This is a genomic window from Streptomyces sp. NPDC021356, from assembly GCF_040641015.1.
Lineage (GTDB): Bacteria > Actinomycetota > Actinomycetes > Streptomycetales > Streptomycetaceae > Streptomyces.
In genome coordinates, this window is the sequence record NZ_JBFACU010000004.1 from 1 (window position 1) to 25862 (window position 25862).

At 72.8% G+C, this 25862-nt stretch carries 19 protein-coding genes and 1 pseudogene; 8 read left to right on the top strand and 12 right to left on the bottom strand.

Translation table 11 applies throughout. The features are described 5' to 3' along the window. Positions 1 to 159: 159 nt before the first annotated feature. Positions 160 to 1608 carry an amino acid permease gene (locus AB0G56_RS05905; protein WP_360964280.1) on the bottom strand — a complete coding sequence of 483 codons (1449 nt, stop codon included), beginning with the start codon at positions 1606 to 1608 and terminating at the stop codon, positions 160 to 162. A gap of 222 nt (positions 1609 to 1830) precedes the next feature. Between AB0G56_RS05905 and AB0G56_RS05910 the strand changes: the two genes are divergently transcribed. Then, on the top strand, positions 1831 to 2637 hold the full coding sequence (locus AB0G56_RS05910; protein WP_360964283.1) for a MerR family transcriptional regulator: 807 nt from the start codon (positions 1831 to 1833) through the stop codon (positions 2635 to 2637). A gap of 8 nt (positions 2638 to 2645) precedes the next feature. On the opposite strand, the gene AB0G56_RS05915 is transcribed toward AB0G56_RS05910, so the two are convergent. Genes AB0G56_RS05915 through AB0G56_RS05925 form a run of 3 tightly spaced genes read right to left on the bottom strand, consistent with a single transcriptional unit; the run spans position 2646 to position 7317 of the window. After that, a complete protein-coding gene (locus tag AB0G56_RS05915; RefSeq protein ID WP_360964286.1) occupies positions 2646 to 4844 on the bottom strand; it encodes a 3-hydroxyacyl-CoA dehydrogenase NAD-binding domain-containing protein in 2199 nt (732 codons plus the stop codon). A 35-nt stretch (positions 4845 to 4879) separates the two neighbouring features. Further along, positions 4880 to 6094, bottom strand: a complete 1215-nt coding sequence (locus tag AB0G56_RS05920) for an acetyl-CoA C-acetyltransferase (RefSeq protein ID WP_360964289.1) — start codon at positions 6092 to 6094, stop codon at positions 4880 to 4882. A gap of 11 nt (positions 6095 to 6105) precedes the next feature. Continuing rightward, positions 6106 to 7317, bottom strand: coding sequence for a CaiB/BaiF CoA-transferase family protein (locus AB0G56_RS05925; protein WP_360964292.1), 1212 nt, complete (start codon positions 7315 to 7317; stop codon positions 6106 to 6108). Positions 7318 to 7547: 230 nt separating this feature from the next. On the opposite strand from AB0G56_RS05925, the pseudogene AB0G56_RS05930 reads away from it, so the two are divergent. Continuing rightward, a pseudogene (locus tag AB0G56_RS05930) lies at positions 7548 to 8728 on the top strand (saccharopine dehydrogenase NADP-binding domain-containing protein). A gap of 386 nt (positions 8729 to 9114) precedes the next feature. Here the strand turns inward: AB0G56_RS05930 and AB0G56_RS05935 are convergent. From AB0G56_RS05935 to AB0G56_RS05945, 3 genes are all read right to left on the bottom strand, one after another. Then, complete coding sequence (locus AB0G56_RS05935; protein ID WP_360964294.1) at positions 9115 to 9816, bottom strand: endonuclease V; 702 nt, start codon at positions 9814 to 9816, stop codon at positions 9115 to 9117. Positions 9817 to 9965: 149 nt separating this feature from the next. Beyond that, positions 9966 to 10292 carry a plasmid stabilization protein gene (locus AB0G56_RS05940; RefSeq protein ID WP_360964296.1) on the bottom strand — a complete coding sequence of 109 codons (327 nt, stop codon included), beginning with the start codon at positions 10290 to 10292 and terminating at the stop codon, positions 9966 to 9968. Between the two features lie 70 nt (positions 10293 to 10362). Then, positions 10363 to 11454 (bottom strand): oxidoreductase, encoded by a 1092-nt coding sequence (locus tag AB0G56_RS05945; protein WP_360965188.1) that lies wholly within the window; start codon positions 11452 to 11454, stop codon positions 10363 to 10365. A gap of 420 nt (positions 11455 to 11874) precedes the next feature. On the opposite strand from AB0G56_RS05945, the gene AB0G56_RS05950 reads away from it, so the two are divergent. Continuing rightward, entirely contained in the window at positions 11875 to 12291 is a 417-nt protein-coding gene (locus AB0G56_RS05950; protein ID WP_360964299.1) for an SsgA family sporulation/cell division regulator, read from the top strand. A 126-nt stretch (positions 12292 to 12417) separates the two neighbouring features. Here AB0G56_RS05950 and AB0G56_RS05955 read toward each other — a convergent pair whose 3' ends face one another. Beyond that, positions 12418 to 13107, bottom strand: a complete 690-nt coding sequence (locus tag AB0G56_RS05955; RefSeq protein ID WP_360964302.1) for a GPP34 family phosphoprotein — start codon at positions 13105 to 13107, stop codon at positions 12418 to 12420. A 324-nt stretch (positions 13108 to 13431) separates the two neighbouring features. Between AB0G56_RS05955 and AB0G56_RS05960 the strand changes: the two genes are divergently transcribed. Beyond that, entirely contained in the window at positions 13432 to 15057 is a 1626-nt protein-coding gene (locus AB0G56_RS05960) for an ABC-F family ATP-binding cassette domain-containing protein (RefSeq protein WP_360964305.1), read from the top strand. Between the two features lie 382 nt (positions 15058 to 15439). Continuing rightward, the gene (locus AB0G56_RS05965; RefSeq protein WP_360964308.1) at positions 15440 to 16414 is read left to right on the top strand and encodes an acyl-ACP desaturase; all 975 of its coding nucleotides are present in this window, start codon (positions 15440 to 15442) and stop codon (positions 16412 to 16414) included. A gap of 79 nt (positions 16415 to 16493) precedes the next feature. Here the strand turns inward: AB0G56_RS05965 and AB0G56_RS05970 are convergent, their stop codons facing one another. After that, entirely contained in the window at positions 16494 to 16766 is a 273-nt protein-coding gene (locus AB0G56_RS05970; RefSeq protein ID WP_360964310.1) for a WhiB family transcriptional regulator, read from the bottom strand. 216 nt (positions 16767 to 16982) lie between these two features. Between AB0G56_RS05970 and AB0G56_RS05975 the strand changes: the two genes are divergently transcribed. Next, a complete protein-coding gene (locus AB0G56_RS05975; RefSeq protein WP_360964312.1) occupies positions 16983 to 17777 on the top strand; it encodes a VOC family protein in 795 nt (264 codons plus the stop codon). Between the two features lie 54 nt (positions 17778 to 17831). On the opposite strand, the gene AB0G56_RS05980 is transcribed toward AB0G56_RS05975, so the two are convergent. From AB0G56_RS05980 to AB0G56_RS05990, 3 genes are all read right to left on the bottom strand, one after another. After that, on the bottom strand, positions 17832 to 18902 hold the full coding sequence (locus AB0G56_RS05980) for a LacI family DNA-binding transcriptional regulator (RefSeq protein WP_360964315.1): 1071 nt from the start codon (positions 18900 to 18902) through the stop codon (positions 17832 to 17834). 132 nt (positions 18903 to 19034) lie between these two features. After that, positions 19035 to 19976, bottom strand: coding sequence for an ornithine cyclodeaminase family protein (locus tag AB0G56_RS05985; RefSeq protein ID WP_360964318.1), 942 nt, complete (start codon positions 19974 to 19976; stop codon positions 19035 to 19037). A 26-nt stretch (positions 19977 to 20002) separates the two neighbouring features. Beyond that, on the bottom strand, positions 20003 to 20953 hold the full coding sequence (locus tag AB0G56_RS05990) for a multicopper oxidase domain-containing protein (protein ID WP_360964321.1): 951 nt from the start codon (positions 20951 to 20953) through the stop codon (positions 20003 to 20005). A gap of 189 nt (positions 20954 to 21142) precedes the next feature. On the opposite strand from AB0G56_RS05990, the gene AB0G56_RS05995 reads away from it, so the two are divergent. Together AB0G56_RS05995 and AB0G56_RS06000 are read left to right on the top strand one after the other, a co-directional pair. Then, positions 21143 to 23629: a ThuA domain-containing protein gene (locus tag AB0G56_RS05995; RefSeq protein WP_360964324.1), complete on the top strand. Its 2487-nt coding sequence runs from the start codon at positions 21143 to 21145 to the stop codon at positions 23627 to 23629. Further along, complete coding sequence (locus AB0G56_RS06000) at positions 23626 to 25830, top strand: family 16 glycoside hydrolase (RefSeq protein ID WP_360964327.1); 2205 nt, start codon at positions 23626 to 23628, stop codon at positions 25828 to 25830. The genes AB0G56_RS05995 and AB0G56_RS06000 overlap by 4 nt, the downstream gene beginning before the upstream one ends. Positions 25831 to 25862: the final 32 nt, after the last annotated feature.

Consider the following 25862-nt stretch of genomic DNA (forward strand, 5'->3'; position numbering starts at 1 on the left):
TCCAACCCTCCAACTAAAACTCCTTCCCCCCCCCACTCCTTTTCCTTCGCCACCCCCGCGCCCCCGTGTCCACCCCCGGGGGGGGCCGCCCCGTGGCGGGGCGGCCCGGCCGACGCGGACAGGGCGCGGAGGGCCTCTGCGGCCGCCGGCCGTGAGCCGCTACTTGGTGAGGGCGGGGGCCTCGGTGGACTGCTCGGTCACGCGGCGGCGGACGGCGAACCAGCCGCCGACCAGGAGGACCGCGATCAGCGGGAGCAGCAGGAGGGTCTTGCGGCCCACGTCGGGGTCGTTCCACATCAGGCCGAGGCAGGCCATCAGGAAGGCGATCGTGGCGATCTCGGTGACCGGGCTGCCGGGGAGGCGGAAGTGCGGCCGGTCGACCAGGCCCGCCCTGGCCCGGCGGACGAAGATCAGGTGGCAGATCATGATGATCACCCAGGTGCTGACGATGCCGAGGGAGGCGACGTTCAGCACGATCTCGAAGGCCTTGCTGGGCACCAGGTAGTTCAGGCCGACACCGAGCACGCAGACCGCGCAGGTCAGCAGGATGCCGCCGTAGGGCACCTGGCTGCGGCTCATCACGCGGGTGAACTTCGGCGCCGAGCCCGCCATCGCCATGGAGCGCAGGATGCGGCCGGTGGAGTACAGGCCGGAGTTGAGCGAGGACATGGCGGCGGTGAGGACCACGAGGTTCATCACGTCACCGGCAGCGGGCACGCCGATCTTGGAGAGGACGGTGACGAACGGGCTCTCGTCGCCCGAGTAGACCGAGCCGGGCAGCAGCAGCGCGAGCAGGACGACCGAGCCGACGTAGAACAGGGCGACGCGCCACATGATCGAGTTCACCGCGCGCGGGACGACCTTCTCCGGCTCGGCGGTCTCGCCCGCGGCGACGCCGACCAGCTCCAGCGCGGCGTACGCGAAGATCACGCCCTGCATGACGAGGACGACCGGCATCGCGCCGTGCGGGAGCAGTCCGCCGTGGTCGCTGATCACGCTCAGGCCGGGTGTCGTGCCGTCGACCTTGTGCTGGGTGGCCAGCAGGAAGATGCCGATCAGCATGAAGGCGACCAGGGTGGCCACCTTGACGATCGCGAACCAGAACTCCATCTCGCCGAAGATCTTCACCGAGATCAGGTTCACGGTGAGGACGACGGCGAGGGCGATCAACGCCAGCACCCACTGCGGGATGGGCGTGAAGAAGCTCCAGTAGTGCGTGTACAGCGCGATGGCCGTGATGTCGGCGATGCCGGTCGTCGACCAGTTCAGGAAGTACATCCAGCCGGCGACGTAGGCGCCCTTCTCGCCGAGGAACTCGCGCGCGTACGACACGAAGGACCCGGACGAGGGCCGGTAGAGGACCAGCTCGCCGAGGGCGCGGACGACGAAGAACGCGAAGACGCCGCAGACGAGGTAGGCCAGCGCCAAGGCTGGTCCCGCGGTGTGCAGCCGGCCGCCGGCGCCCAGGAAGAGGCCGGTGCCGATCGCACCGCCGATGGCGATCATGTTGACGTGGCGGTGCTTGAGGTCCTTGCTGTAACCGGCGTCGCCCGCGTCGGCGGGGGTCGCGGTCGCCCGGGGATGTTCGGCGACGGAGTCCTTGCTCACGCGGTGGTATCCACTCTCTGGGGGTCCGGGCGGGGGTGCGCCCGGGTGTCCGTACAATTCCGGCTTGCACCACTGGGGACGCGGTACAGACCAGGCAAGCAGCTTCCCAGAGAGATCAGTTCTCATGCGATGGCGTATGTCACAGAGGGGGACTTCTCACACTTTCCACGCAGATCGGTCACCGACTTTCACACCACTGGTGAGACAGCGATACTGCTGCACATGACGACGACCGACAGCGGCGAGCCGGCCCTCACCGTGGACGAGCTGGCCGCGCGGGCGGGCGTCACGGTGCGCACGGTGCGCTTCTACGCCGGCCGGGGCCTGCTGCCGCCGCCCGCGATCGGCCCGCGCCGGGTGGGCCGCTACGGCAGGGACCACCTCGCGCGTCTGGCACTGATCGAGGAGATGCAGCGCCAGGGCATGACGCTGGCGGCGATCGAACGCCATCTGAGCCGGCTCCCGCCCGATCTCAGCCCGCACGACCTGGCCGTGCACCGCGCGGTGGTCGCCTCGTGGGCGCCGGAGAGCGTGGAGCTGCTGTCCCGGCCGGACCTTGAGCGGCGCGCCGGCCGGCCGCTCACCGACGAGGACGTGGAGCGGCTGGCGGCGATGAGCGTGCTGACCCGGGAGGGCGACTTCCTCCGCGTCGACTCCGGGCTGCTGGGGCTCGGCGTGGAACTGCTCGACGTACCGCTGTCCGAGGAGACCGTGCTCGCCGCCCGTACGGCGCTGATCGACCACGCGCGCGCGGCGGCACGCGAGCTGTCGCAGCTGCTGCGCGACGCCGTGGCCGAACGCGACACGCGGGATGTGAAGTCCCTGTCCGCCCACATGCACCCCCTGGTGGTGCAAGCGCTGCTGACCACCTTCCAGCGGTCGCTGAAGGAGGAGCTGCGGGAGTGGGTGGGCTCTCCCGAGGACTCCGCCGGGGGCCCTGCCGAAGGCGCCTGCCGGGCGGACGGCCCGGTGGAGGGCGCGGCGCGGGAAACAGCCCCGGGGGCTCCGGGGGACGCGCCCTCCGTCTGAGCCGCGGCTCAGCGCTCGTCGGTGAAGATCTCCCCCTTCTCCGCCTTGGCGACCAGCAGGGCGGGCGGGGCGAACCGCTCGCCGTAGCGCTCGGCGAGTTCGCGCGCGCGGGCCACGAAGCCGGGCAGGCCGCTCGCTCCCCCGGCGCCGCCGTCGTAGCCGTTGATGTACTGGAGCACGCCGCCGGTCCAGCCGGGGAAGCCGATGCCGAAGATCGAGCCGATGTTGGCGTCGGCGACGGAGGTCAGGACGCCCTCCTCCAGGAGCCGGAGCGTGTCCAGCGCCTCGGCGAAGAGCATCCGCTCCTGCATGTCCCGGAACGGGATCTCGTACCCCGGCTTGGTGAAGTGTTCGCGCAGCCCCGGCCACAGTCCGGCGCGCCGGCCGTCCGCCCCGTACTCGTAGAAGCCCGCGCCCCCGCTGCGGCCGGTGCGGCCGAACTCGTCGACCATGCGGTCGATGACGGCCTCGGCGGGGTGCGTGACCCAGGTGCCGCCGGCCTCCTCGACGGCCCGCTTCGACTCGCCGCGGATCCTGCGGGGCAGGGTGAGGGTCAGCTCGTCCATGAGGGAGAGCACCTTGGCCGGGTAGCCGGCCTGGGCCGCCGCCTGCTCGACGGAGGCGGGCTCGATGCCCTCGCCGACCATGGCCACGCCCTCGTCGATGAAGTGGCCGATCACCCGGGAGGTGAAGAAGCCGCGCGAGTCGTTGACGACGATCGGCGTCTTGTTGATCTGCCGGACCAGGTCGAAGGCGCGGGCGAGGGCCTCGTCCCCGGTGCGCCCGCCCTTGATGATCTCGACCAGCGGCATCTTGTCGACCGGTGAGAAGAAGTGCAGGCCGATGAAGTCTGCCTGGCGCTGTACGCCCTCGGCGAGCGCGGTGATGGGGAGTGTGGAGGTGTTGGAGCACAGCAGCGCGTCCGGGGCGACGACGTGTTCGATCTCCTGGAAGACCTTGTGCTTGAGCGCCGGGTCCTCGAAGACCGCCTCGATCACCGCGTCGCAGCCGGCGAGGTCGGCGGCGTCGGCGGTGGGCGTGATGCGGGCGAGCAGCGCGTCCGCCTTCTCCTGGCTGGTACGGCCCCGGGCGACGGCCTTGGCGCACAGTTTCTCGGAGTAGCCCTTGCCCTTGACCGCGGCCTCCAGGGAGACGTCCTTGAGGACGACGTCGATGCCCGCGCGGGCGCACGCGTAGGCGATGCCGGCGCCCATCATGCCGGCGCCGAGGACGGCCGCCCTGGTCACCTTGCGGGGCTCGACGCCGCGGGGGCGGTTGGCGCCGGAATTGACCGCCTGGAGATCGAAGAAGAACGCCTGGATCATGTTCTTCGAGGTCTGCCCGGCGGCCAGCTCGACGAAGTAGCGGGCCTCGATGACCTGGGCGGTCTCGAAGTCGACCTGGGCGCCCTCGACGGCCGCGGCCATGATGTTGCGCGGGGCGGGGTAGGGGGCGCCGTTCGTCTGCTTGCGCAGGTTGGCCGGGAACGCGGGCAGGTTGGCGGCGAACTTCGGGTGCGCCGGTGTGCCGCCGGGGATGCGGTAGCCGGGCCGGTCCCAGGGCTGGGCGGACTCGGGGTGGGCGTCGATGAAGGCGCGGGCCCTGGCGAGCATGTCCTCGCGGGTGCCGGCGACCTCGTCGACCAGGCCGTTCTCCTGGGCGCGGCGCGGGTTGTACTGGGTGCCCTGGAGGAGCACCTTCAGCAGGGCGTCGGTGATGCCGAGCATCCGGACCGTGCGGACGACTCCGCCGCCGCCGGGCAGCAGGCCGAGGGTGACCTCGGGGCAGCCGATCTTGGAGCCGGGGGCGTCGAGGGCGACGCGGTGGTGGCAGGCGAGGGCGATCTCGTAGCCGCCGCCGAGGGCCGCGCCGTTCAGCGCGGCGACCACGGGTTTGCCGAGGGTCTCGATGCGGCGCAGGTCGCGCTTGATCGCCATGCCGCCGTCGAAGAGGTCCTGGGCGGTGTCGGGGGTGACGCGGATCAGGTCACGCAGGTCGCCGCCGGCGAAGAACGTCTTCTTGGCGGAGGTGACGATGACGCCGCGGATCGTGTCCTTCTCGGCCTCCAGACGGTCGGTGACCGCGGCGAGCGAGGTGCGGAACGCCTGGTTCATGGTGTTGGCGGACTGGTCCGGGTCGTCGAGGACGAGGGTGACGACACCGGTGTCGTCCTGTTCCCAGCGGATGGTCGTGGACTCGGTGGTCATGAGGAGGTGCTCCAGGGGGATCCGTCGGGAGGGGGTCAGATGCGCTCGACGATGGTGGCGATGCCCATGCCGCCGCCCACGCAGAGGGTGGCGAGGCCGTACCGCTTGTCCTGGCGCTCCAGTTCGTCGACGAGGGTGCCGAGGATCATGGCGCCGGTGGCGCCGAGGGGGTGGCCCAGCGCGATGGCGCCGCCGTTGACGTTGACCTTGTCCAGGCTCAGGCCCATGTCCTTCACGAAGCGCAGCACGACCGCGGCGAACGCCTCGTTGATCTCGACGAGGTCGATGTCGCCGATGCTCAGGCCGGCCTTGGCGAGCGCCTTGCGGGTGGCGGGGGCGGGGCCGGTGAGCATGATGGTGGGCTCGGAGCCGGAGACGGCGGCGGAGACGATCCGCGCGCGCGGGGTGAGGCCGTAGCGCTCCCCGACCTCACGGGAGCCGATGGCGACCAGGGAGGCGCCGTCGACGATGCCGGAGGAGTTGCCCGCGTGGTGGACGTGGTCGATCTTCTCCACCCAGTGGTACTTCTGCAGGGCCACGGCGTCGAAGCCGCCGAGTTCGCCGATGTCGGCGAAGGAGGGCTTGAGCCCCGCGAGCGAGTCGGCGGTGGTGCCGGGGCGAGGGTGCTCGTCGTGGTCGAGGACGGTGAGGCCGCCGCGGTCCTTCACCGGCACGACGGAGCGCTCGAAGCGGCCCTCCTTCCAGGCGGTGGCCGCGCGTTCCTGGGACAGGGCCGCGTACTCGTCGACGTCGCGGCGGGAGAAGCCCTCGATGGTGGCGATCAGGTCGGCGCCGATGCCCTGCGGCACGAAGTTCGTGGCCAGGTTGGTCATCGGGTCGTTGAACCAGGCGCCGCCGTCGGAGGCCATCGGCACCCGGGACATCGACTCGACGCCGCCCGCCAGGACCAGATCCTCCCAGCCCGAGCGCACCTTGGCGGCGGCCAGGTTGACGGCTTCGAGGCCCGAGGCGCAGAAGCGGTTCTCCTGCACGCCGGCCACGGTGTCCGGCAGTCCCGCGGCGATGGCGGCGATGCGGGCGATGTCGGAGCCCTGGTCGCCGACGGGGCCGACGACGCCGAGCACGATGTCGTCGACGGCGGCCGGGTCGAGGTCCGGGAAGCGGGAGCGGATCTCGTGGATGAGGCCGACCACCAGGTCGACGGGCTTCGTGCCGTGCAGGGCGCCGTTCGCCTTGCCGCGTCCGCGCGGGGTGCGGATCGCGTCGTACACGTACGCTTCGGTGCTCACTGGCAGGCCTTTCACTGAGGGTTTTTCCGGGGGGCGGCCGGGGGTGGGGTGGTGGCGGTCGGGGGCGGGGCGGTGGACGGGGTGGCCGCGGGCGGGGCCCCCAGTTCGGGTATGCCCCAGTCGCGGGCCACGGCACCGGTGTCCGCGCCGGGCCGGGAGGGGCCGGTGCGCACGGCGGTGGGCGTCGCGGAGAAACGGGGCGCGGGGGCCGGCTGGGTGATGCCGCCGTGGTCGGTGAAGGTGCCGCGGGCGGCGAGGTGCGGGTGGTGCGGGGCCTCGCGCAGCGACAGGACGGGCGCCACGCAGGCGTCGGAGTCCTCGAACACGGCCGTCCACTCGTCTCGGGTACGGGTGCGGAATCGGGCGGCGATCGCCTCGCGCAGCTCGCTCCAGCGGGCCGTGTCGTCGCGGGCCGGTGCCCGGTCGGGGATGCCGAGGAGCGTCATGAACTCGGCGTAGAACCGCGGCTCCAGGGCGCCGACGGCCATGTGGTGCCCGTCGGCGGTCTCGTAGGTGCTGTAGAAGGGGCAGCCGCCGTCCAGGAGGTTGGCGCCGCGCCGGTCCTGCCAGGCACCGGCGGCGAGCATGCCGTGGATCATCGTGGACAGGTGGGCGGTGCCGTCGACGATGGCGGCGTCGACGACCTGGCCGGTGCCGGTCGCGCGCGCGTGGTGCAGGGCGGCCAGGACGCCGACGACGAGGTAGAGGGAGCCGCCCGCGTAGTCGCCCAGCAGGTTGGCGGGGGCGGCGGGCGGCTGGTCCGGGTCACCGATCATGCCGAGGGCGCCGGTGACGGCGATGTAGGCGATGTCGTGCCCCGCGCGCGGGGCGAGCGGGCCGTCCTGGCCCCAGCCGGTCATCCGGCCGTAGACGAGCCGCGGGTTGCGGGCGTGGCAGGCCTCGGGGCCGACACCGAGGCGTTCGGCGACGCCGGGGCGGTAGCCCTCGACGAGGATGTCGGCACGGGCGGCGAGGCCGAGGACGCGGGCGGGTCCGTCCGGGGACTTCAGGTCGACGACCACCGAGCGCTTGTTGCGGTGGGTCGGGTCGGCCGCCGGGTCGATGCCGAGGCCCGCGCCGCCGGGGCGGTCCACCCGGACCACGTCGGCCCCGAGGTCGCCCAGCAGCATCGCGGCGAACGGGCCGGGGCCGATCCCGGCCAGCTCGACCACGCGCACGCCGGTCAGCGGGCCCTCCCGGCCCGGCGCCTGGTCCGTCGCCATCCCGGCCCCCTCACTGTGACACAACCGATGTGACACCGATGATGCTAAGAACGCGCCCGACGGGACACAAGTCCCGGACGAGCAAGCGCTCAGCCAAGACGTTCCGGGCCGTCCGGCGCGTCGCCGTGGCCTTCCCGGCCCGCCACCCGAGCCGTCGGCCCCGGCCCCTTCACGCTAGCCTCGGCCACCGGCAGTGGCGCGGGATGCGGTCCGGCGGAGCGAGCGATGTCATGAGCAGGCTGAAAAAGGCGGAACGTCCCTACGACATCGTGCTCCTCGGAGCCACGGGGTTCGTGGGGACCCTCACCGCGCAGTATCTGGCCGCGCACGCCCCCGAGGGGCTGAGCTGGGCGATCGCCGGCCGCGGTGAGCGCCGCCTGGAGGAACTGCGCGAGCGGCTGCCCGGCGGCGCGGACGTCGCAGTGCTGCGGGCGGACGTCGCCGACCCCGCCTCGCTGCGCGCACTGGCCCGGCACGCGCGCGTGGTGGCGACCACCGTGGGCCCCTATGTGACCCACGGCGAGGAACTGGTCGCCGCCTGCGCGGACAGCGGCACCGACTATCTGGACCTCACCGGTGAGCCGGAGTTCGTCGACCTGGTGTACGTGCGGCACGACACGCGCGCGCGGGAGACCGGGTCACGGCTGGTGCACGCCTGCGGGTTCGATTCGGTGCCGCACGACCTCGGCGTCTACGTCACCGTGCGGGAGCTGCCCGAGGGGGTGCCGCTGACCGTGGACGGGTTCGTCCGGGTGGACGCGGCCTTCTCGGGCGGGACGCTTACCTCGGCGCTCAACCAGTTCGCCCGCCCCCTGCGGATGCGGGCGGCCGCCCGGGACCGCGCGCGGCACGAACCCCGGCTGCCGGGCCGGCGGGTGTCCGCCCCGGTCGGTGCCCCGTGGTTCGCGGCGGAGGTCGGGGCGTGGGCGCTGCCGCTGCCGACGCTCGACCCGCAGATCGTCCTGCGCTCGGCGCGCGCGCTGCAACGGTACGGTCCCGACTTCCGCTACCGCCACTACGCGGCCGTCCGCCGCCTGCCGGTCGCCCTCGGCGGCGCCGCCGCCGTCGGCGCACTGACGGCGGCGGCGCAAGTGCCGCCCGCGCGGCGCTGGTTGTCCGGGCGGATCGGTCCGGGCAGGGGCCGAGCGCCGAGCGGCGGGCCCGGAGCTGGTTCTCGGTGCGCTTCGTGGGCGAGGGCGGCGGACGGCGGGTGTGCACCGAGGTGGCGGGCGGGGACCCGGGGTACGACGAGACGGCGAAGATGTTCGCGCAGGCGGCCCTCTCCCTCGCCCTTGACGAACTGCCCGAGACGGCAGGACAGGTGACGACGGCCGTGGCGATGGGCGACGCGCTCGTCGAGCGGCTGCGCGGGGCCGGGATCACGTTCCGCACGAGGGTGCGGAGCCGTTAGGGCGCGGCCGGGGCCGGGCTCGGGCTCTGCCGGGGGCGAGGCTGGATCTTTGCCCGGAGAAGGCGCCGGAGCCGCGCCCGGAGCCGGGTCCGTGGTCCGGGCGCCCCGGTGGGACGCCTTGGGTCCGGGCGCCCCGGTGAGAGGCCATGGGTCCGGGCGCCCCGGTGAGACGCCTTGGGCCCCGGGCGCCCCGGTGAGAGGCCATGGGCCCCGGGCACCCCGGTGAGACGCCATGGGCCCCGGGCACCCCGGTGAGACGCCATGGGCCCCGGGCACCCCGGTGAGAGGCCATGGGCCCCGGGCACCCCAGTGGGAGGCTCCGCGCTCCGGGCTCTGCCGGTGGGAGCCTCCGGGCGAGAGGACGTCCGCCCGTCCACTCGCCTCCGTCACGCCTGCGCGGTGGCCTCCTTGAGCGCCCGGCGGCACAGGGCGTCCGCCCGGCGGGTGGTCTCGGGCAGCCGGTAGGCGGGGGTGAGGGCCAGGGTGTGGGCGCAGGCGTTGTCCAGGGTCACGCGGTGGCCGACGGAGACGAAGACGGGCTTGACGCCGTCGCGGGTGCGCAGGGCGCGCCCGACCTCGTCCCGGCCGTCGGCCAGGAGTGGCGCGACGCTGCCGCGCGGGGCGTCCGGGTCGTCGTAGGTGAAGGTGAACGGGTTCTTCGCGACACCGATCGTCGGAAGCCCCGTCAGGACGCCGAGGTGGCTGGCGAGGCCGAAGCGGCGCGGGTGGGCCAGGCCGTAGCCGTCGCAGACGACCAGGCCGGGCGGCCGGTCCAGGGCGCCGAGGGCGGCGAGCACGGTGGGGATCTCCCGGAAAGCCAGCAGGCCGGGCACGTACGGGAAGGAGATCCGGCCGACGGCGGTGGCCTCGGCGACGACCTGGAGACTGGCCGCGTCCAGAACGACGGCCGCCGCGGCCACGACGTCACGCTCGTCGTCGTACGCCACGTCGACGCCGGTGACGTGGCCGCCTCCCGGTTCCGGGCCGCGTTCGTCCACCACCACGCGGGTGCGCAGGGCGTCCTGCGCGGCCAGGGCCTCTTCCTCGGTCGCGGGCCAACCCGCCGGGATGCCTACGGTCGTCGTCATGACGGACGAGCGTACGGCGCGGGGGAGGCGGCCGGGTACGGAGGGGGCGCCGGCCGGAGGGGGGCGCCGGCCGGGGGCGAGGGCCGGCGGCGGGGCGGGACGGGCTCGCCGTTGGTGCGGGGCGGGCCCGTCCCGCTCGCGGGCTCGGCTCAGTGCTTGCCCAGCGCCTGTTGGAGCTGCTGCTTGTTCATGTCCGAGCGGCCGTGGATGTTGCGCCGCTTGGCCTCCTCGTAGAGCTGGTCGTAGGTGGGGCCCTCGGAGCCCCGGCCCGAGCGCTGGCCGCCGCGCCTGCCGGAGGACATGTCCTGCGTCGAGGTGCGGCTCGCGGTCTTGGACTCGCCCGAGCGGGCGCGCTCCTTGTTCACCGTGCGCGCGGCGATCTCCTTGGCGCGGCCGGTGCTCTCTCCCCGGTCCTGCGCGCTCTCCTTGATGTGCTCGTACTGGCGCTCCCGCTTGGAGCTGGAACCGCGTGGCATACCGTTCACTTCCTCTCTGTCAGGGAACGGATACCCGCATCCTGGAACAGTTCGTCATATCAGGCGATATTCAATCCTCCAGTCGAGCGATACGGCCCTTCTCACCGGATGCCCAGCAGCCGCCGTCCCAGGCGCAGTCCACGGTGTCGTACGAACCGGTGTCGAGCGTGCGCCAGGTCCGGCCGCCGTCGAGGGTGAGGTCGGTTCCGGTGGGCCCGACGGCGAGGGCACCCGCGCGCGTGTGCGGGAGCCAGGCGGCGCCGGAGCGGTAGGCCGGCGGCGGTGCGGCGGAGGGCCGCCAGGTACGGCCGCCGTCCGAGGTGGTGGCGGACGCGTTCGGGGACGCCTGGTCGGGCCGGTAGTCGCCGCCGACCGCGAGGCCGTGCGTCCGGTCCCGGAAGGCGAGCGCGAAGACGCCCTTGGCGGGGTCGCCCGCCGGGACCGGCGCGTCGGCGGCCCGCCAGGTCAGCCCGCGGTCCGAGGAGTGCAGCACGCGCGCGCGTGCGCCTCCCCCGGTGGCGAGCCAGACGTCCCGCGGCCCGGCGGTGGCCAGGCACTGACCGCTCGCGGCGAACCCCGCCTCGCCGGGCTGGGCGGCCGGCATGCCCCGGTCGGGCAGGACCTTCCAGGAGCGCCCGCCGTCGCTGGTGGACAGGATGCGGAACCTGCCGTCCACGGGGTCGCTCATCGCCAGGCCGTGCCGGTGGTCGAAGAAGGCGAGGCAGTCGTAGAAGGCGCGGGCGTCGGCGTTGCGGAAGGACTCCGTCCAAGTGACGCCGCCGTCGTCGGTTCGGTACACGCGCGAGGCCTCGCCCTCGCCGATGGCCAGGGCCACGGCACGCCGCGCGTCGAACGCCTCGATGTCCCGGAACTCCACAGTCGCGGTACCGGCCGGCGAGACGTTCCGCCAGGAGGCGCCGCCGTCGGTGGTCCGCAGCACGGTGCCGCCCGTGCCGGCCACCCAGGCGGTGCTGCGGCTGACGGCGGACAGACCGCGGAAGCGGACGTCGGGCGTACCGCCGTCCCTGAGCCGCCACTGCGGTGCGTGGGGGCGCTGCGCCTGCGGCCCGGCGTGCTCCCGGCCGGCCGCCTGCGCGGGCACCGCCGCCAGCGCGGCGAGCACCGCCACGCCCACGGCCACGGCCGGCACCCGGCCGGTCATCCGCTTCGTCCGGGCCACCCGGTTCATCCCGGCCATCCGGATCATCCCGGTCATCCCCGTCATCCGGATCATCCGTACCGTCCCGTTCATCCGGCTCGTCCGGGTCATCCGGCTCGTTCGTCGCATCGCTCCCAAGCGCCTCAGCCTCATGGCGGGCGAAGCTAGTCCACTCCCCCGGCGGCGTCCAGACGGCCACTGAACTCCAACGTCCCCAGCGTGTACGGCGGTCGGGTCACCCCCGAAGGCCCGCGGACCGGGCTCCGGCCGGGAGACACCGGTCACTCCCATGCATGAACGCGGTGACCGAGGTCACTCGCTCCCTGTGTGCACTCAACGGCTGATTCAGTCGTCTCTTCCAGTGCCCGGCTTCATCCACCCGGACGTGTCCCGAGCCGTCAGACGTCACAAGGGAGCAAGGCGTTGTCCACCGTCATCGAGCAGACCGTCGAGGCGCGCCTGGTCGCCGCCGCGCCGCGGATGCCCAGCATTCCGGCCACGCTGCACTACGACCGCAGCGACCCGTTCGCCGTCCGCATGACCTTCCCCGCGCCCGCCACCCTGGAAGGCGTGGAAGTCTGCTGGACCTTCGCCCGCGACCTCCTGACGGCCGGGCTGCGGGAGCCGGAGGGACACGGCGACGTCCGCGTGCGGCCCTACGGCTACGACCGCACCGTCCTGGAGTTCCACGCCCCCGAGGGCACCGCGGTGGTGCACGTGCGCAGCGGTGAGATACGGCGCTTCCTCCAGGCCACCCGCGACCTGGTGCCCGTCGGCTCGGAACACCGCCAACTCGACCTCGACCACGACCTGGCGGTGCTGATGCGGGACGCCTGCTAGGACGGTTCCCCGGCTGCCGGGACCACACGGTGCCCGGGTCGACGGCCCCGGGCACCAAGCCGCCGGGACGGACCGTCCAGGCGCCCTCCGGGACGGACCGTCCAGGCGCCCGCCGGGGCGGACCGTTCAGGCGCCCGTCGGGGCGGGGGCCGAGGCCGCCGCCGCCCGCAGGGCGGTGCGGATCTCGCGAACGACCCCGTGCAAGGCCGGGTCCCCCGCGCCGCTGCGTTCGGCCAGTTCCTCGACCCGTCGGCGGTGGTGACCTCGGTCGCCGCCGGGCAGGACCGTGCTCGGGTCCGCGGCGAGCGCGAGGACGACGACGGCCGCGTCCCGCTCGGAGACCTCCGCGACGGGCCGCCCTCCTTCGAGCACCTGCCGTGCCCGCGCGCGCAGCGCCCGGGCGACGTCGACGCGCTCCAGGGTGTGCTCCGCGGCGGGCAGCACGCCCAGCAGGCGCCGCTTCCCCGCGCGCAGCCATCCCCCGGCGGCCAACTGCTCGTGTACGTCCCTCAGCGTGTACCCGGCCCGCAGGGTCACCCAGGTCCGCCAGGGGCGGGGCCGTGACTCGCGGACGAGTTCGAGCAGACCGTCCAGCGCCGGGTCCCCGGCGCCGGCGTCGAGGTCGACGGGGGTGGCGATGCCCCCGTCGTCGACGAGCAGCCCGCGCTGGGCCAGTTCGGTGAGGGCTCCCGCCCGGACCAGGTGGTGCGGACGGCCGGGGCCGGCGGGTCTTGACGGTGCGGGGTCCCAGGCCAGCAGGCAGAGCCGGGCGGGCAGCGAGAGCGGGTGCGGTGACGCGGGCGAGCCGTGGGGCATGGGCCGGCTGACCTCCTTCAGCGGGCGGGCGCGGGGCCCGCCGGAAACCCGTTGACAGCCGTACCCGTGCTTCGTACGGTGTCCAGCGGTTCTGTTGCCGTAGATCGGAGAAGGACGTTGCTCGTCTGAGGTCCCAAGACACCGCGTCACACCGCACAGGTGTGTGCGTCGCGTGCGACCTCGGCGTCCGAGCCGTCCTGATGGAAGTCGGCCCAGGGCCTTTCTCATGCCCTGCGGAGCCCGTCCTACACGGTGCCCGTCGTCTCGCGGTGTCTTGACACGCGTCTGCCCCCGCCCACCGCATCCAGCAACCGCGAGGCACTCATGTCAGCATCCCTCACCTGTACCTCCCTGTCCTTCGCCTGGCCCGACGGCACGCCGGTCCTCACCGGTCTCGACATCGCCTTCGGCCCCGGCCGCACCGGGCTCGTCGGTACCAACGGCTCGGGCAAGTCCACCCTGTTGAAACTGATCGCGGGCGAGCTGACCCCGTCCGACGGCGTCGTCCGCGCGGCCGGCGAGATCGGCCACCTCCCGCAGAACGTCACCCTGGACACGGCGCTCCGGGTCGACGAGGCCCTCGGCATCGCCGGGCAGCGGGCGGCACTGCACGCCATCGAGGCGGGCGACGCCTGCGAGGAGCGCTTCGAGACCGTCGGCGACGACTGGGACGTCGAGGAGCGCGCCCTGGCCACCCTGGACGGGCTCGGACTGGGCCACATCGGCCTGGACCGCACCGTCGGCGAGGTGTCCGGCGGCGAGTCGGTACTGCTGCGGCTGGCCGCGCTGCTGCTGCGCCGCCCCGACGTCCTGCTGCTGGACGAGCCGACGAACAACCTCGACCTGTACGCGCGGCGGCGGCTGTACGCGGCCGTCTCCGCCTGGCCCGGCACACTGGTCGTGGTCAGCCACGACCGCGAACTGCTGGAGCTGGTCGACCAGATCGCCGACCTGCGGGCGGGCCGGATCACCTGGTACGGCGGCAACTTCTCGGCGTACGAGGAGGCCCTGGCCCTCGAGCAGGAGGCCGCCGAGCGCATGGTCCGGGTCGCCGAGGCCGATCTGCGCAAGCAGAGGCGCGAGCTGGCCGACGCCCACGTCAAACTGGCCCGCCGCAAGCGGTACGGCCAGAAGATGTACGACACCAAGCGCGAGCCGCGGGCGGTGATGAAGCAGCGCAAGCGCACGGCCCAGGAGTCGGCGGGCAAGCATCGCGTCATGCACGAGGAGAAGCTCGCCGAGGCCAGGGAACGGCTCGACGAGGCGGTGGAGGCGGTGCGCGACGACGACGAGATCCGCGTCGACCTGCCGTACACGGCGGTGCCGCCGGGCCGTGCCGTCCTCACCCTGCGCGAGCTGGAGTTGGCGTACGGCGCGCGCGTGCGCGGCGGGCTGGACGTGGGCGGCCCCGAGCGCATCGCACTGGTCGGCCGCAACGGCGCCGGCAAGTCGACGCTGCTGCGCACGGTGGCCGGGGAGCTGGAGCCGGTGTCCGGCGAGGCGACGGCGCACGTCCCGCTGCGGTTCCTGCCACAGCGGCTGGACGTCCTCGACGGCGAGCTGAGCGTCGTCGAGAACGTGGCCCGCCTCGCGCCGGGTGCCACGGGCAACCGGATCCGGGCCCGCCTGGCCCGCTTCCTGTTCCGGGGTGCCCGGGCGGACCGGCCGGCGGCGACGCTGTCCGGCGGCGAACGCTTCCGGGCCTCGCTGGCCGCGCTCATGCTCGCCGAACCCGCGCCGCAGCTGCTGCTGCTCGACGAGCCGACGAACAACCTCGACATGACGAGCGTGCGCCGGCTGACGGCCGCACTGGAGTCCTACGAGGGCGCGCTGGTCGTGGCGAGCCACGATCTGCCGTTCCTGGAGTCCGTCGGCATCACCCGGTGGCTGCTCCTGGAGGAGGGTGAGTTGAAGGAGACCACACGGGAGGCGATCGTGGAACGGGCATAGGGGCCGCCCCGAGCGGGAAGCCGGAGGGGTGTGACATGACTCTCGGTGCGGCGGTGGGAGGTGTATGCCCGGCCGGGTGAACGGGGCGCCCCTCCGGCGCCGGGACCTGTGCCTTGCGGAGCCTCGCACGGCCTGTCAACTTCCGCGGACCGGTGGCCTGATCAGTGATCTTTACGGCCGTCTTAACCTACGGCTTCGTAACCTACGGGTTCGTAGCCTACGATCCCGTAGGTTCATGGAATCGGACCGGCACCGCTCGCCGGTCCGTCCCGTTCGTCCCGTTCGTCCGTTCGACCCGTCGTCTCCCCGCTCGCTTCCCGTCACCCCCTGTTCCGCTGGTTCCCGCCGGCGTCGCCCGGCACGCGCGTCCCCTGGAGTTCTCTTGACCATCACCTCTCCTCACCTCGGCAGTTCGTCCGCCTGGACCGACGCGCGGCTGCTGTACGCGCTGGAAGAGGTGGTCGAGAAGGAACTCGACCGGCACCTGCGGACCACCAAGGACTGGATGCCGCACGAGTACGTCCCCTGGAGCGACGGCCGCAACTTCCCCGGTCTCTTCGCGGACGGGGAGGCCTGGGACAAGGAACAGTCGAAGGTGACGGAGATCGGCCGGATCGCCCTCGTCGTCAACCTGCTGACCGAGGACAACCTGCCCAGCTACCACCACGAGATCGCCACGCTGTTCGGCCGTGACGGCGCGTGGGGCACGTGGGTGCACCGCTGGACCGCCGAGGAGGGCCGGCACGGCATCGTGATGCGCGACTACCTGCTCACCTCGCGCGCGGTCGACCCGGACAAGCTGGAGCAGTTCCGGATGGCCCACATGAGCGAGGGCTTCGAGTCCGACAACAGCCACTCGATGCTGCACTCGGTCGCCTACGTCGCCTTCCAGGAACTGGCCACGCGCATCTCGCACCGCAACACCGGCCACCAGTCGGGCGACCCGGTCTGCGACCGCATGCTGGCGCGCATCGCGGCCGACGAGAACCTGCACATGATCTTCTACCGCAACCTGCTCAAGGCGGCCTTCGAGATCGCCCCCGACCTCACCATGCAGGCGGTGCGGGACGTGGTCGTCAACTTCCGCATGCCGGGCCACAGCATCCCCGGCTTCGAGCGGGCGGCGGCCCAGATGGCCATCGGCGAGGTCTACAACCTGCGCATCCACCACGACGACGTGCTCCAGCCGGTGCTCCGCTTCCTGAAGGTCCTGGAGATCGACGGCCTGGGACCGCAGGGGCGGCAGGCGCAGGAGGAACTGGGCCTGTTCATGGGCGGGCTGAACGCGGAGGCCACCACGTTCGACGAGAAGCTGGCGGCGCGCAAGGCGCGGATGGCGGCACGGGCGCGCGGCTGACCGGGCGCCGGACGGGACGGGCCCCTGAGCGGCAGAACCGCGGCGGGCGCCGCGGCGGGTCCTGCGCGGGGAACCCCTTCTAGCGGGCCGCCCGCCGCAGGTCCTGCCGCTCCTTCTCGGACAGGCCGCCCCAGACGCCGAAGCGCTCGTCGTTGGCGAGCGCGTACTCCAGGCAGGCAGGGCGCATCTCGCACATGCCGCAGATGCGCTTCGCCTCGCGCACGGAGCTGCCGGGCTCCGGGAAGAAGAAGTCGGCCCCGGTCTGCGCGCACAGGGCCTGGGCCTGCCAGGCGGGGGCGGCCGGGGCAGCCGGGGCAGCCGGGGCAGCCGGGGTGATCGTGTCGATGTGCATGAGCGAGATCGTGCCGGGCGGCGAAAAACGTTCGATCAACGCGGGATCAACACCGCCTCCCGCCGCCCGCGCCCTGCGGTGCTCTCCTGATGATCGCCGCGCGGACGGCTCCGGCGCACGGCGGCGCGCGGAGCGGACCGGCTCCGGCAGCGATCGCCGGTGCGCGGTGCGAGACTCGGCAGAGCAGACGACGGGACCCTTCGAAGGAGGGCGACGATGCTCACCACCCGTTTCGTGGACGGTGCTCCGAACTGGATCGATGTCGGTGCCCGCGACCTCGACGGCGCCTGTTCCTTCTACGGCGGCCTCTTCGGCTGGCAGTTCCGCTCGGCGGGGCCCGACGCCGGCGGCTACGGCTTCTTCGAGCTGGACGGGAGGACCGTGGCCGGCGGGATGCGGACCACGGCGGACCAGGGCCCGCCCTCCTGGACCGTGTACCTCCAGTGCGGTGACGCGCAGGCCACCGCGCAGGCCGCCGAGGAGGCGCACGGCAGGGTGCTCGTGCCGCCGACGGACGTGCTGGGCCAGGGCCGCATGGCCCTCCTCGCCGACCGGGCGGGCGTGCCCTTCGGCCTGTGGCAGCCGCAGCGCAGGAAGGGACTGGACAGGGCCGGCGAGCCGGGCTCGCTGTGCTGGGTCGAGCTGTACACGCCGGACGTCGCTGCGGCAGCCGCCTTCTACCACCGGGTGCTGGGGCTGGGGACCTGTGCGGTCTCGTTCCCGGACGGCTCCTACACGGCCGTCCATCCCGCCGAGGGCGGCGAGGACGCCATGTTCGGCGGCATCATCCCGCTCGGCGACGACCCGACCGAGGCGGCGTCGGGGGCGTACTGGATGCCGTACTTCGACGTCGCGGAGGCGGACGCCACCGTCGCCGGAGCCCGGGAGCTGGGCGGTACGGTCCGGATGCCGGCCACCGACATCCCCGGCGTCGGCCGGGTCGCCCGGCTCGCCGACCCGGACGGCGCCCGCTTCGCGGTGCTCCAGCCCGCCCCGCGGCAGCAGCCCTGAGCGAGCGGTACGGGCCGGGCCCGCGCTCCCCTGCCGCACAGGTCGAAGATCAAGCTAGGCCGAGGCGCGGCGGATCAGGGTGGTGGGCAGGACGATGCCGCGCCGGGCCCGCGCCGTGCGTTCGCCCGGACGGTGGTAGTCGGGGCCGTGCAGCAGGAGGCGGGTCATCAGGCGGCCCATCTCCTCGATGTCCTGGCGTACGGTCGTCAGCGGCGGATCGGTCTGCTCGGCGACGGGCAGCATGTCGTCGAAGCCGACGACGGCGACGTCCTCGGGGACCCGCAGTCCGCGTGCGCGCAGCACGCGCAGGGCGCCCGATGCGGTCAGGTCGTTCGCGGCGAACACCGCGTCCAGTCCCGGCACCCGGTCGAGTAGCCCGCGCATGGCGCGCTCGCCGCCGCCGGGCGTGAAGTCGCTCTCGGCGACCAGCCGCGGGTCGTCCTCGCCCACGACCTCGCCCATGGCGTCCCGGTAGCCTTCGAGCCGGTCCGCGGCCGAGGTCTGGTCCAGGGGCCCGGAGATGTGGGCGATGCGCCTGCGGCCGAGGCCGGTGAGATGCCGCACGGCCGTCCGGGCGCCGCCCCGGTTGTCGCTGTCGACGTAGGCCACCCGGCCCGCGCCGCCCTCCCCCTCCCCCGCGCCGTCGCTCCAGCCGGGCCGCCCGCCGAACACGGTCGGCACACCGGCGCGCTGGATCAGTGCGGGCAGCGGGTCGTCGAGGTGGAGGGAGAAGACCAGCGCACCGTCGACGTGGCCGCCAGCGAGATAGCGGCCGACCCGGGCGTGGTCCTCGCGTCCCTCCGTCAGCAGCAGGACGAGCTGCGCGTCGTGGGCCGTCAGTTCCTTGCTGATCCCGCGAAGCTGCAGCGCGAAGAAGGGGTCGGCGAAGACGCGGGTCTCCGGTTCGGCGATGACGACGGCGACGGCGTCGTGCCGCTTGGTCACCAGGCTGCGGGCGGCCTGGTTGGGGACGTAGCCGAGTTCCTCCACGGCCTGCCGGACCCGCTCGGCGAGCGGCGCGCGCACGCCCTCCGCACCGTTGACCACCCGTGAGACGGTGGCCCTGGAGACACCCGCCCGCGCGGCCACGGCCTCCAGGGTGGGACGCGGCGCGGGCTCGGTCACTTCGGGGCTCCTCACGGGCGGCTGCGGATCAGGATAGCCCCGCGGCCGTCGCCCGTTGGGAGCGCTCTCCGGACGGGCCGGCGAGCCTGCCGGCCCCGGCGGCTCGCGTCAGCCCCGGCATCCTCCTGGGCCTCACCCCAGCAGATCCACCCGCTGCCCGATCCCCGACCGTTCGGCGCGTTCGTACGCCTGCCAGGCCAGTGCCAGATCCTGCCACGGCAGACCGACAGGGGCGTGGACCGTGAGGTCCGACGGGTGGGTCCGGCCCGGGTGGGCGCCGGTCAGGATCTCGCCGAGGGTGGCGTCGACGGCCGTGGCGGGCAGGCCGGCGCTGGCCGGGGCGCCCGTGCGGGCGGCCAGTTCGCGGTCGTCGACCACGAGCAGCGCCGTGCGCAGCAGGTCCGCCGCCAGTTCCCGCTTGCCCGGCTCGTCGGAGCCCAGGCTGGTGAGGTGCATCCCCGCCCGCGTGTCCGCCGCCGCCAGCAGGGGGCGCCGCGACCAGGTGGCCAGTACGACCGTGTCGGCCACGGCCGCGACCTCGGTCGCCGAGGCCAGTGCCCGGCCACCGTGCCGGGCGGCGAACTCGGCCGCGCGGCCGGGGTCCGCGTCGTGGACGACGAGGTCGCGGCGGCCCCGCAAGGCGTCCAGTGCGCGCACCGTCGCCTCTGCCTGGGCGCCGGCCCCCACCACGCCGAGCACCGCCATGTCCCCCTGCCCGGCCAGGAGATGGGTGCCGAGGGCGGCGGCCGTCCCGGTGCGCCAGGCCGTGAGCGTCGCGGAGTCCAGCAGCGCTAGGAGTTCCCCGTCCCGGCCGCTGTGCAGGCAGATCACTCCGCGCAGGGCGGGGCGTGCGCCGGGGAACTTGGCGTTGACCTTGACGGTGTAGGCGTCGATGCCGGGCAGCAGGCCGGGGATCAGCGCGGTGGCCGTGCCCGGGAAGGGCAGGTCGGTGCGGACCCGCTGCCCCTGGACGGAAGTGTGCGGCGCGGCGCGGAAGCCCTCGCGCAGGGCGTCGGCGCAGGCGGCGGGGTCCAGGACGGCGTTCAGGTCGCGGCGGGTGAGGAGAAGGGTCACCCGCCCATGATCCCGCCCCTGATCCGTCAGCTTCCGTGCTGGTGCGGGTCGTACCCCGGGATCGTGCCGTCCGGCTTCCGCACCAGGAACAGGCCCACCATGCCCATGTCGGAGTGGCTCTGCACGTGGCAGTGGTACATCCACGCGCCCGCGCCGACCCCCTCGCCCGCGAGCACCTGGAAGCCGAAGGAGTCCGCGGGGCCGACGATCTTGGTGTCGATCACGCGGCTCGGGTCGTCGGGGCCGGCGAGCAGGCCGGTGCGGTTGTCGGCCCAGCGGTGACCGTGCATGTGGAACGTGTGGTAGTACTCGCCGTGCGTGATCATGACGAACTCGACGCGGTCGCCCACCGTCGCCTCGAAGTCGGGTCCGCTGTGCGGGGGGCGGTTGTTGATGGTCATGTCGTTGAAGACGATGGTGTGCGTCGCGTCCGGCAGGACGTCGCCCCTGCGGCGGACGACCACCGGTCCGTACAGGCCCTTGCGGATGCCGACGGTGCCGTGCTCGGTGCCGACGACGTGGTCGTGGTAGTGCCAGTAGCCCGCGCTGCCCGGCCGCCAGGTGCCGTCCCCCCGGCGGCCGGGGGCGTGGGTGCGCCAGGTGTAGGTGCGGGTGCCGCCGGGTTCGACGTCGCTCCTGTTCATCCGGGTGCCGTCGCTGGAGATCTCGTAGTCCAGGCCGTGCACGTGCAGGCTGGCGGCGACGTCCATGGTGTTCTCGAACTCGATGTGGAGCGTGTCGCCCTCGGTCACTTCGATGAGCGGGCCGGGAACCGTCGCCGCGCCCTTCTCGAAGCCGTAGCCCATCCGTCCGTCGGCGAGTTTCTCGGCGTACAGCCTGATGTGCCGCACCTCGCCCCCGGCCGGCGCGGTGCGGGGCGGGGTGTCCGCCGCCCGTGCCTCCACGGACGAGGACAACGATGTCGCGACGGCCGCGCCGCCCAGCAGGACCGTCCGGTTGAACACGCGTCTGTCCATGCGGAACTCCCCAGGCTCGTACGGGTGGTGCAAAGGCGTACCTGTGACGAACCTGTGCGACGGTACCGGCCGTTCGTCTGTTTATCCACGCTCAGGACAAAGTTCGTTGGATTGCGGTCATAGGTATTGGCGTGCCGTGCAAAGGCGCCTAGCTTTCTTGTCGCTGTTGCCGTGACCGAGGAGGTGCCCATGCACTTACGAGGGTTGAGCGCAAGAAGCACACGAGGCCGGGTGTGGGCCGTCGGCGTGACCGCCGGGGTCATGGCGGCCGGGCTGCTCGCCGCGCCCGCCGCGCAGGCACGCCCCGATCCGGGGGCCCTGCCGACAACGATGTCGATCAAGTCGCCACCGGGCGGCTCCACCGTGAAGGTCCTGGTCTTCTACGGGTCCGCCGCGGCCGGTGACGAATCGCCCGTGGTGAACGCCGGGATCGAGGCGATCGAACGGATCGGCCGGTCCGGGCCGGCCGGGCAGCGCTTCAGGATCGAGGCCACCGACGACGCGTCGGTCTTCACGAACGCCACCCGGCTCGGCCGCTACAACGCGGTCGTGTTCCTGACCGGCGGCGGTGACGTCCTGGACCCGGACCAGGAGGCGGGCCTGGAGGCCTACATGGAGGCGGGCGGCGGTTTCGTCGGCATCCATGACGCGGCCCGCGCCGAGCCGTACTCCGACTGGTTCACCGGGCTCATCGGCGCCCGTCCGGCCGCGAACAGCCCGACGGCCGTGCAGCGGGCGACCGTCGAGGTGGGCGACCGGCGCCACCCGGCGACCAAGGACCTGCCGGTGCAGTGGAAGCGCCTGGACCAGTGGCCGAACTGGGTGAAGAACCCCTCCGGCGAGGTGCACACGGTGGCCCGGGTGCGCGAGTCGACGTACAAGCCGGGGGCCGGCGCGGGCGGCTGGGACCACCCGGTCAGCTGGTGCCGGGACTACGACGGCGGCCGGTCCTTCTACACCGGCATGGGCGGCACCGCCGCGTCCTACGACGAGACGGACTTCCGCGCCCATCTGCGCGGCGCCCTGCTGTGGACCACCCGGCTGGTGCAGGCCGACTGCAAGGCCACCATCACCGGAAACTACAAGGCGGAGCGCCTCACCAAGCCCAACCAGCCCGGCCGGAACGACCAGATCGGCGAACCGCACGGCCTGGTCACCGCTCCGGACGGCCGCGTCCTGTACATCGGTCGCGGCGGCGCGGACGCCTCCCGGCCGGTGGTGACCGACTGGAGCGACCCGGACGTCGGCAAGGGCAAGGGACAGATCCACGTCTACGATCCGAAGAGCGGCGAGGTCACCCTGGCAGGTGAGCTGACCGTCTTCGGCAACAAGGGCGGCGGCGACGAACTGGTCAAGGTCGAGGAGGGGTTGCTCGGCATCGAACTCGACCCGCGCTTCGAGCAGAACGGCTGGGTGTACCTGCACTACACCCCGCACTCGCAGCTCGACCGCGACAAGCAGACGGCGGAGCGCCGCGTCTCCCGCTTCACCCTCGACCTCGCCACGAACAAGCTCGACCTGGGCAGCGAGAAGGTGCTGCTGAAGTGGCCGGTGCAGGTGCACAGCTGCTGCCACGCGGGCGGCGGGATGGCCTGGGACTCCAAGGGCAACCTGTACATCGCGACCGGCGACAACAACTCCAGCGGCTTCAGCGGCGGTTACTCCGGTAACAACCCGCAGCCCAGCTACCAGGGCGTCTCCTTCGCCGACGCCCGCCGCACCGCCGGCAACACCCACAACCTCAACGGCAAGATCCTGCGCATCCACCCCGAGCCCGACGGGACGTACACGATCCCCGACGGCAACCTCTTCACCGGCAAGGAGACGGCCGAGGGCGGCGGCAAGACGCGCGGCGAGATCTACGTGATGGGTGTCAGGAACCCGGCACGCATCTCCGTCGACAAGAAGACCGACGTGCTGTACGCGGGCTGGGTCGGCCCGGACGCCACCGATCCGTCACCCACCTGGGGCCCCGCGAAGTACGACACGTTCGCCGTGATCACCAAGGCGGGCAACCGGGGCTGGCCGTACTGCATGGGCGACAAGCAGCCCTACCGCGACCGCAACCTGCCCGACCCGTCCAAGCCGCTGGGCTGGTACGACTGCGATCACCCGAAGAACGAGTCCCCGAACAACGACGGACTCGTCGACCTCCCGCCCGTCACCGGCAACAACATCTGGTACTCGCCCCAGGGCGGCGGCCCGGACTATCCGCGTGACGCGGCCGGTGTCCCCTCGTACCAGAAGGACCAGGCCACCTACAGCCTGCCGTGGCTCAAGGGCGGCGGTCAGGCCGCGATGGACGGTCCCGTCTACCGGTTCGACCAGGCCCTCGCGAGCGCCGTGAAGTGGCCCGCGTACTGGGACGGCAAGTGGTTCGTCGGTGACTTCTACGACGCCGACCAGCCGCGCAACGCCGTCCTCATGGACCCGGCGACACAGGGCGACGGCGGGCTGCCGGTGCACGCGGAGTCGCTGAAGAAGATCGTGCCGGTCGGCAACGACGGCATCAAGAACCTGATGGACTGGAAGTTCGGTCCGGACGGCGCGCTGTACGTCCTCGACTACGGCCGCGGGTTCTTCACCTCGGACTCCAAGTCGGCGCTGTGGCGCGTGACGTACACCGGCGGCGGCCCGACGCCGGCCGCGGACCAGCTGGCAAGGGGGGCACAGTGATACGGCACCGAAGAGTTCTCACGGCGCTGCTGGCCGTGCTGCTGACGGCGCTCGGGCTGCAGGCCACGCCCGCCGCCGGACAGCCCGGGCAGCAGCCCCGGGCCGCAGCCGCCCAGGTCCTCACCTGGACCGCCGGCGACGACATCACGAAGTACGCCTCCGCACCGGCGAGTGCGGTGGCGGGCCAGGCGACGATCGTCTTCGAGAACAGCGCGGCCACCGGCAACACCATGGGCATGCCGCACACGCTGACGTTCGAGACCTCCGACCCGGAGTACAACAGTGACGTCCAGGTCAACATCCTCGCCAATCCGAACGACGACCAGGGCGGCCGGCACACCGCCGAGGTGACCCTGACCCCGGGCCGCTACTTCTACCACTGCACGATCCCCGGTCACAGCCAGATGCAGGGCGTGCTGGTGGTGAGCGAGGGCGGCGGGTCCGACACCACGGCTCCGGAGACCTCGGCGAGCGTGGCGGGCACGAAGAACGCCCAGGGCCGGTACGTCGGTTCGGCGAGCGTGACGATCAGCGCCACCGACACCGGCGGCTCGGGCGTGGACCGCGTCGAGTACGCCGTCGGGGACACGGACGCCTGGCAGCCGTACACCGCGCCCGTCGTCGTCGACCAGATCGGCGACCACACGGTCCGCTACCGGGCCACCGACAAGGCGGGCAACGTGTCGGCCGAGAAGAGAGTCACGTTCACGGTGGTCGCGCCGCCCTCCGACGACACCACCGCGCCGGAGACCTCGGCCACCGTCAGCGGTGAGCGGAACGCCGACGGCGCCTATGTCGACATGGCGACGGTGACGGTCTCGGCCTCGGACACCGGCTCGGGCGTCAACACCGTCGAGTACGCGCTCGACGGGGGCGCCTGGCAGCCGTACACCGCGCCGGTCATGGTGCACCAGCTCGGCGAGCACACCGTGCGCTACCGGGCCACCGACAAGGCCGGCAACGTCTCCGCCGAGCAGAGTGTGCACTTCGCGGTGGTCTCCGCGCCCGCCCAGGACACCACGGCTCCGGTGACCGGGGTGAGCGTGGACGGCACGCGCAACTCCGACGGCGCCTACGTCGGCAGCGCCCGGGTGAGCGTGAGCGCGGCGGACGAGGGCGGCTCGGGCGTCGCGGGCATCGAGTACTCGCTGGACGGCGGCCCGTACCTGGCCTACTCCGCCCCGCTGGTCGTCGACCGAATCGGCGCCCACACCGTGGCGTACCGGGCCACCGACAAGGCCGGCAACACCTCCGAGCCGCGGTCCGTGAGCCTCACGGTCGTGGCGGGCGGCGGAGTCCCGGCTCCGGGCTGCCCGGAGTACGACGAGCGGCGGACGGTGATCGTCGGCACGGTCGACTCGGGGGTGCCGAACCGGGTGACGGACAACCGGTGCCGCATCAACGAGCTGATCGAGGACGAGAAGGAGTGGACGTCCCAGGCGCTCTTCCTCAAGCACGTCAAGACGGTCCTGGACCGGTTGCAGAAGGAGGGTGTCCTCGACCGGCGCGAGTACCGGGCGATCCAGAAGGCGGCCCGTCAGTCGGGCATCGGCACCCCCGGCCGGCACACCGGCTACCGCCCGCTCTTCGACGGCACAGCCGCCTCCCTGGCCAAGTGGGAGCAGGTCGGCGGCGGTTCCTTCGCACTGAACGCGGACGGCACGCTCACCAGCGGCACCACCACGCCGGGCATGGGCATGCTGTGGTTCCCCGGGCGCAAGTACGGCGACTTCTCACTGCGGTTGCAGTGGCGTGACGACGCCCCCGGCGACGGCAACGCCAACTCCGGTGTGTTCGTGCGGTTCCCGCAGGTGCACGATCATCCGGAGGAGTCACGGCCCGAGTGGGTCGCCATCAAGTACGGGCACGAGATCCAGGAGTTCGACAGCCCGTCCGGCGACATGTACAAGACCGGTTCGGTCTACGGGTTCGACCGGGTGGGCCTCGCCGGGGCCGGTGTCACCCAGAAGGGGACGTGGAACGACTACGAGATCCGCGTGGTCGGCCAGCACTTCTCCGTGTTCCGCAACGGCACGCTGATCAACGAGTTCGACAACATCGGTGGCCAGCAGTTCTACCCGCCGCGCTCGGACGACCCGGGCACGGACGGCCGGCGGTTCGACTCCGGCTACATCGGGATCCAGGTGCACAGCACGTCGGACGTCGTCTCCTACCGCGACATCCGGATCAAGGAGCTGTAGCGGCACCTCGGTCAACGGGCCACGGGGCCCGG

Bases quoted from the DNA above. Each gene is read 5' to 3' on its own strand.
- AB0G56_RS05935 (WP_360964294.1), bottom strand. From the start codon at position 9,816: ATGACGACGACCGTAGGCATCCCGGCGGGTTGGCCCGCGACCGAGGAA.
- AB0G56_RS05940 (WP_360964296.1), bottom strand. From the start codon at position 10,292: ATGCCACGCGGTTCCAGCTCCAAGCGGGAGCGCCAGTACGAGCACATC.
- AB0G56_RS05990 (WP_360964321.1), bottom strand. From the start codon at position 20,953: ATGGACAGACGCGTGTTCAACCGGACGGTCCTGCTGGGCGGCGCGGCC.
- AB0G56_RS05970 (WP_360964310.1), bottom strand. From the start codon at position 16,766: ATGCACATCGACACGATCACCCCGGCTGCCCCGGCTGCCCCGGCTGCC.
- AB0G56_RS05945 (WP_360965188.1), bottom strand. From the start codon at position 11,454: ATGACCGGCCGGGTGCCGGCCGTGGCCGTGGGCGTGGCGGTGCTCGCC.
- AB0G56_RS05995 (WP_360964324.1), top strand. From the start codon at position 21,143: ATGCACTTACGAGGGTTGAGCGCAAGAAGCACACGAGGCCGGGTGTGG.
- AB0G56_RS05955 (WP_360964302.1), bottom strand. From the start codon at position 13,107: ATGCCCCACGGCTCGCCCGCGTCACCGCACCCGCTCTCGCTGCCCGCC.
- AB0G56_RS05910 (WP_360964283.1), top strand. From the start codon at position 1,831: ATGACGACGACCGACAGCGGCGAGCCGGCCCTCACCGTGGACGAGCTG.
- AB0G56_RS05915 (WP_360964286.1), bottom strand. From the start codon at position 4,844: ATGACCACCGAGTCCACGACCATCCGCTGGGAACAGGACGACACCGGT.
- AB0G56_RS05925 (WP_360964292.1), bottom strand. From the start codon at position 7,317: ATGGCGACGGACCAGGCGCCGGGCCGGGAGGGCCCGCTGACCGGCGTG.
- AB0G56_RS05960 (WP_360964305.1), top strand. From the start codon at position 13,432: ATGTCAGCATCCCTCACCTGTACCTCCCTGTCCTTCGCCTGGCCCGAC.
- AB0G56_RS05975 (WP_360964312.1), top strand. From the start codon at position 16,983: ATGCTCACCACCCGTTTCGTGGACGGTGCTCCGAACTGGATCGATGTC.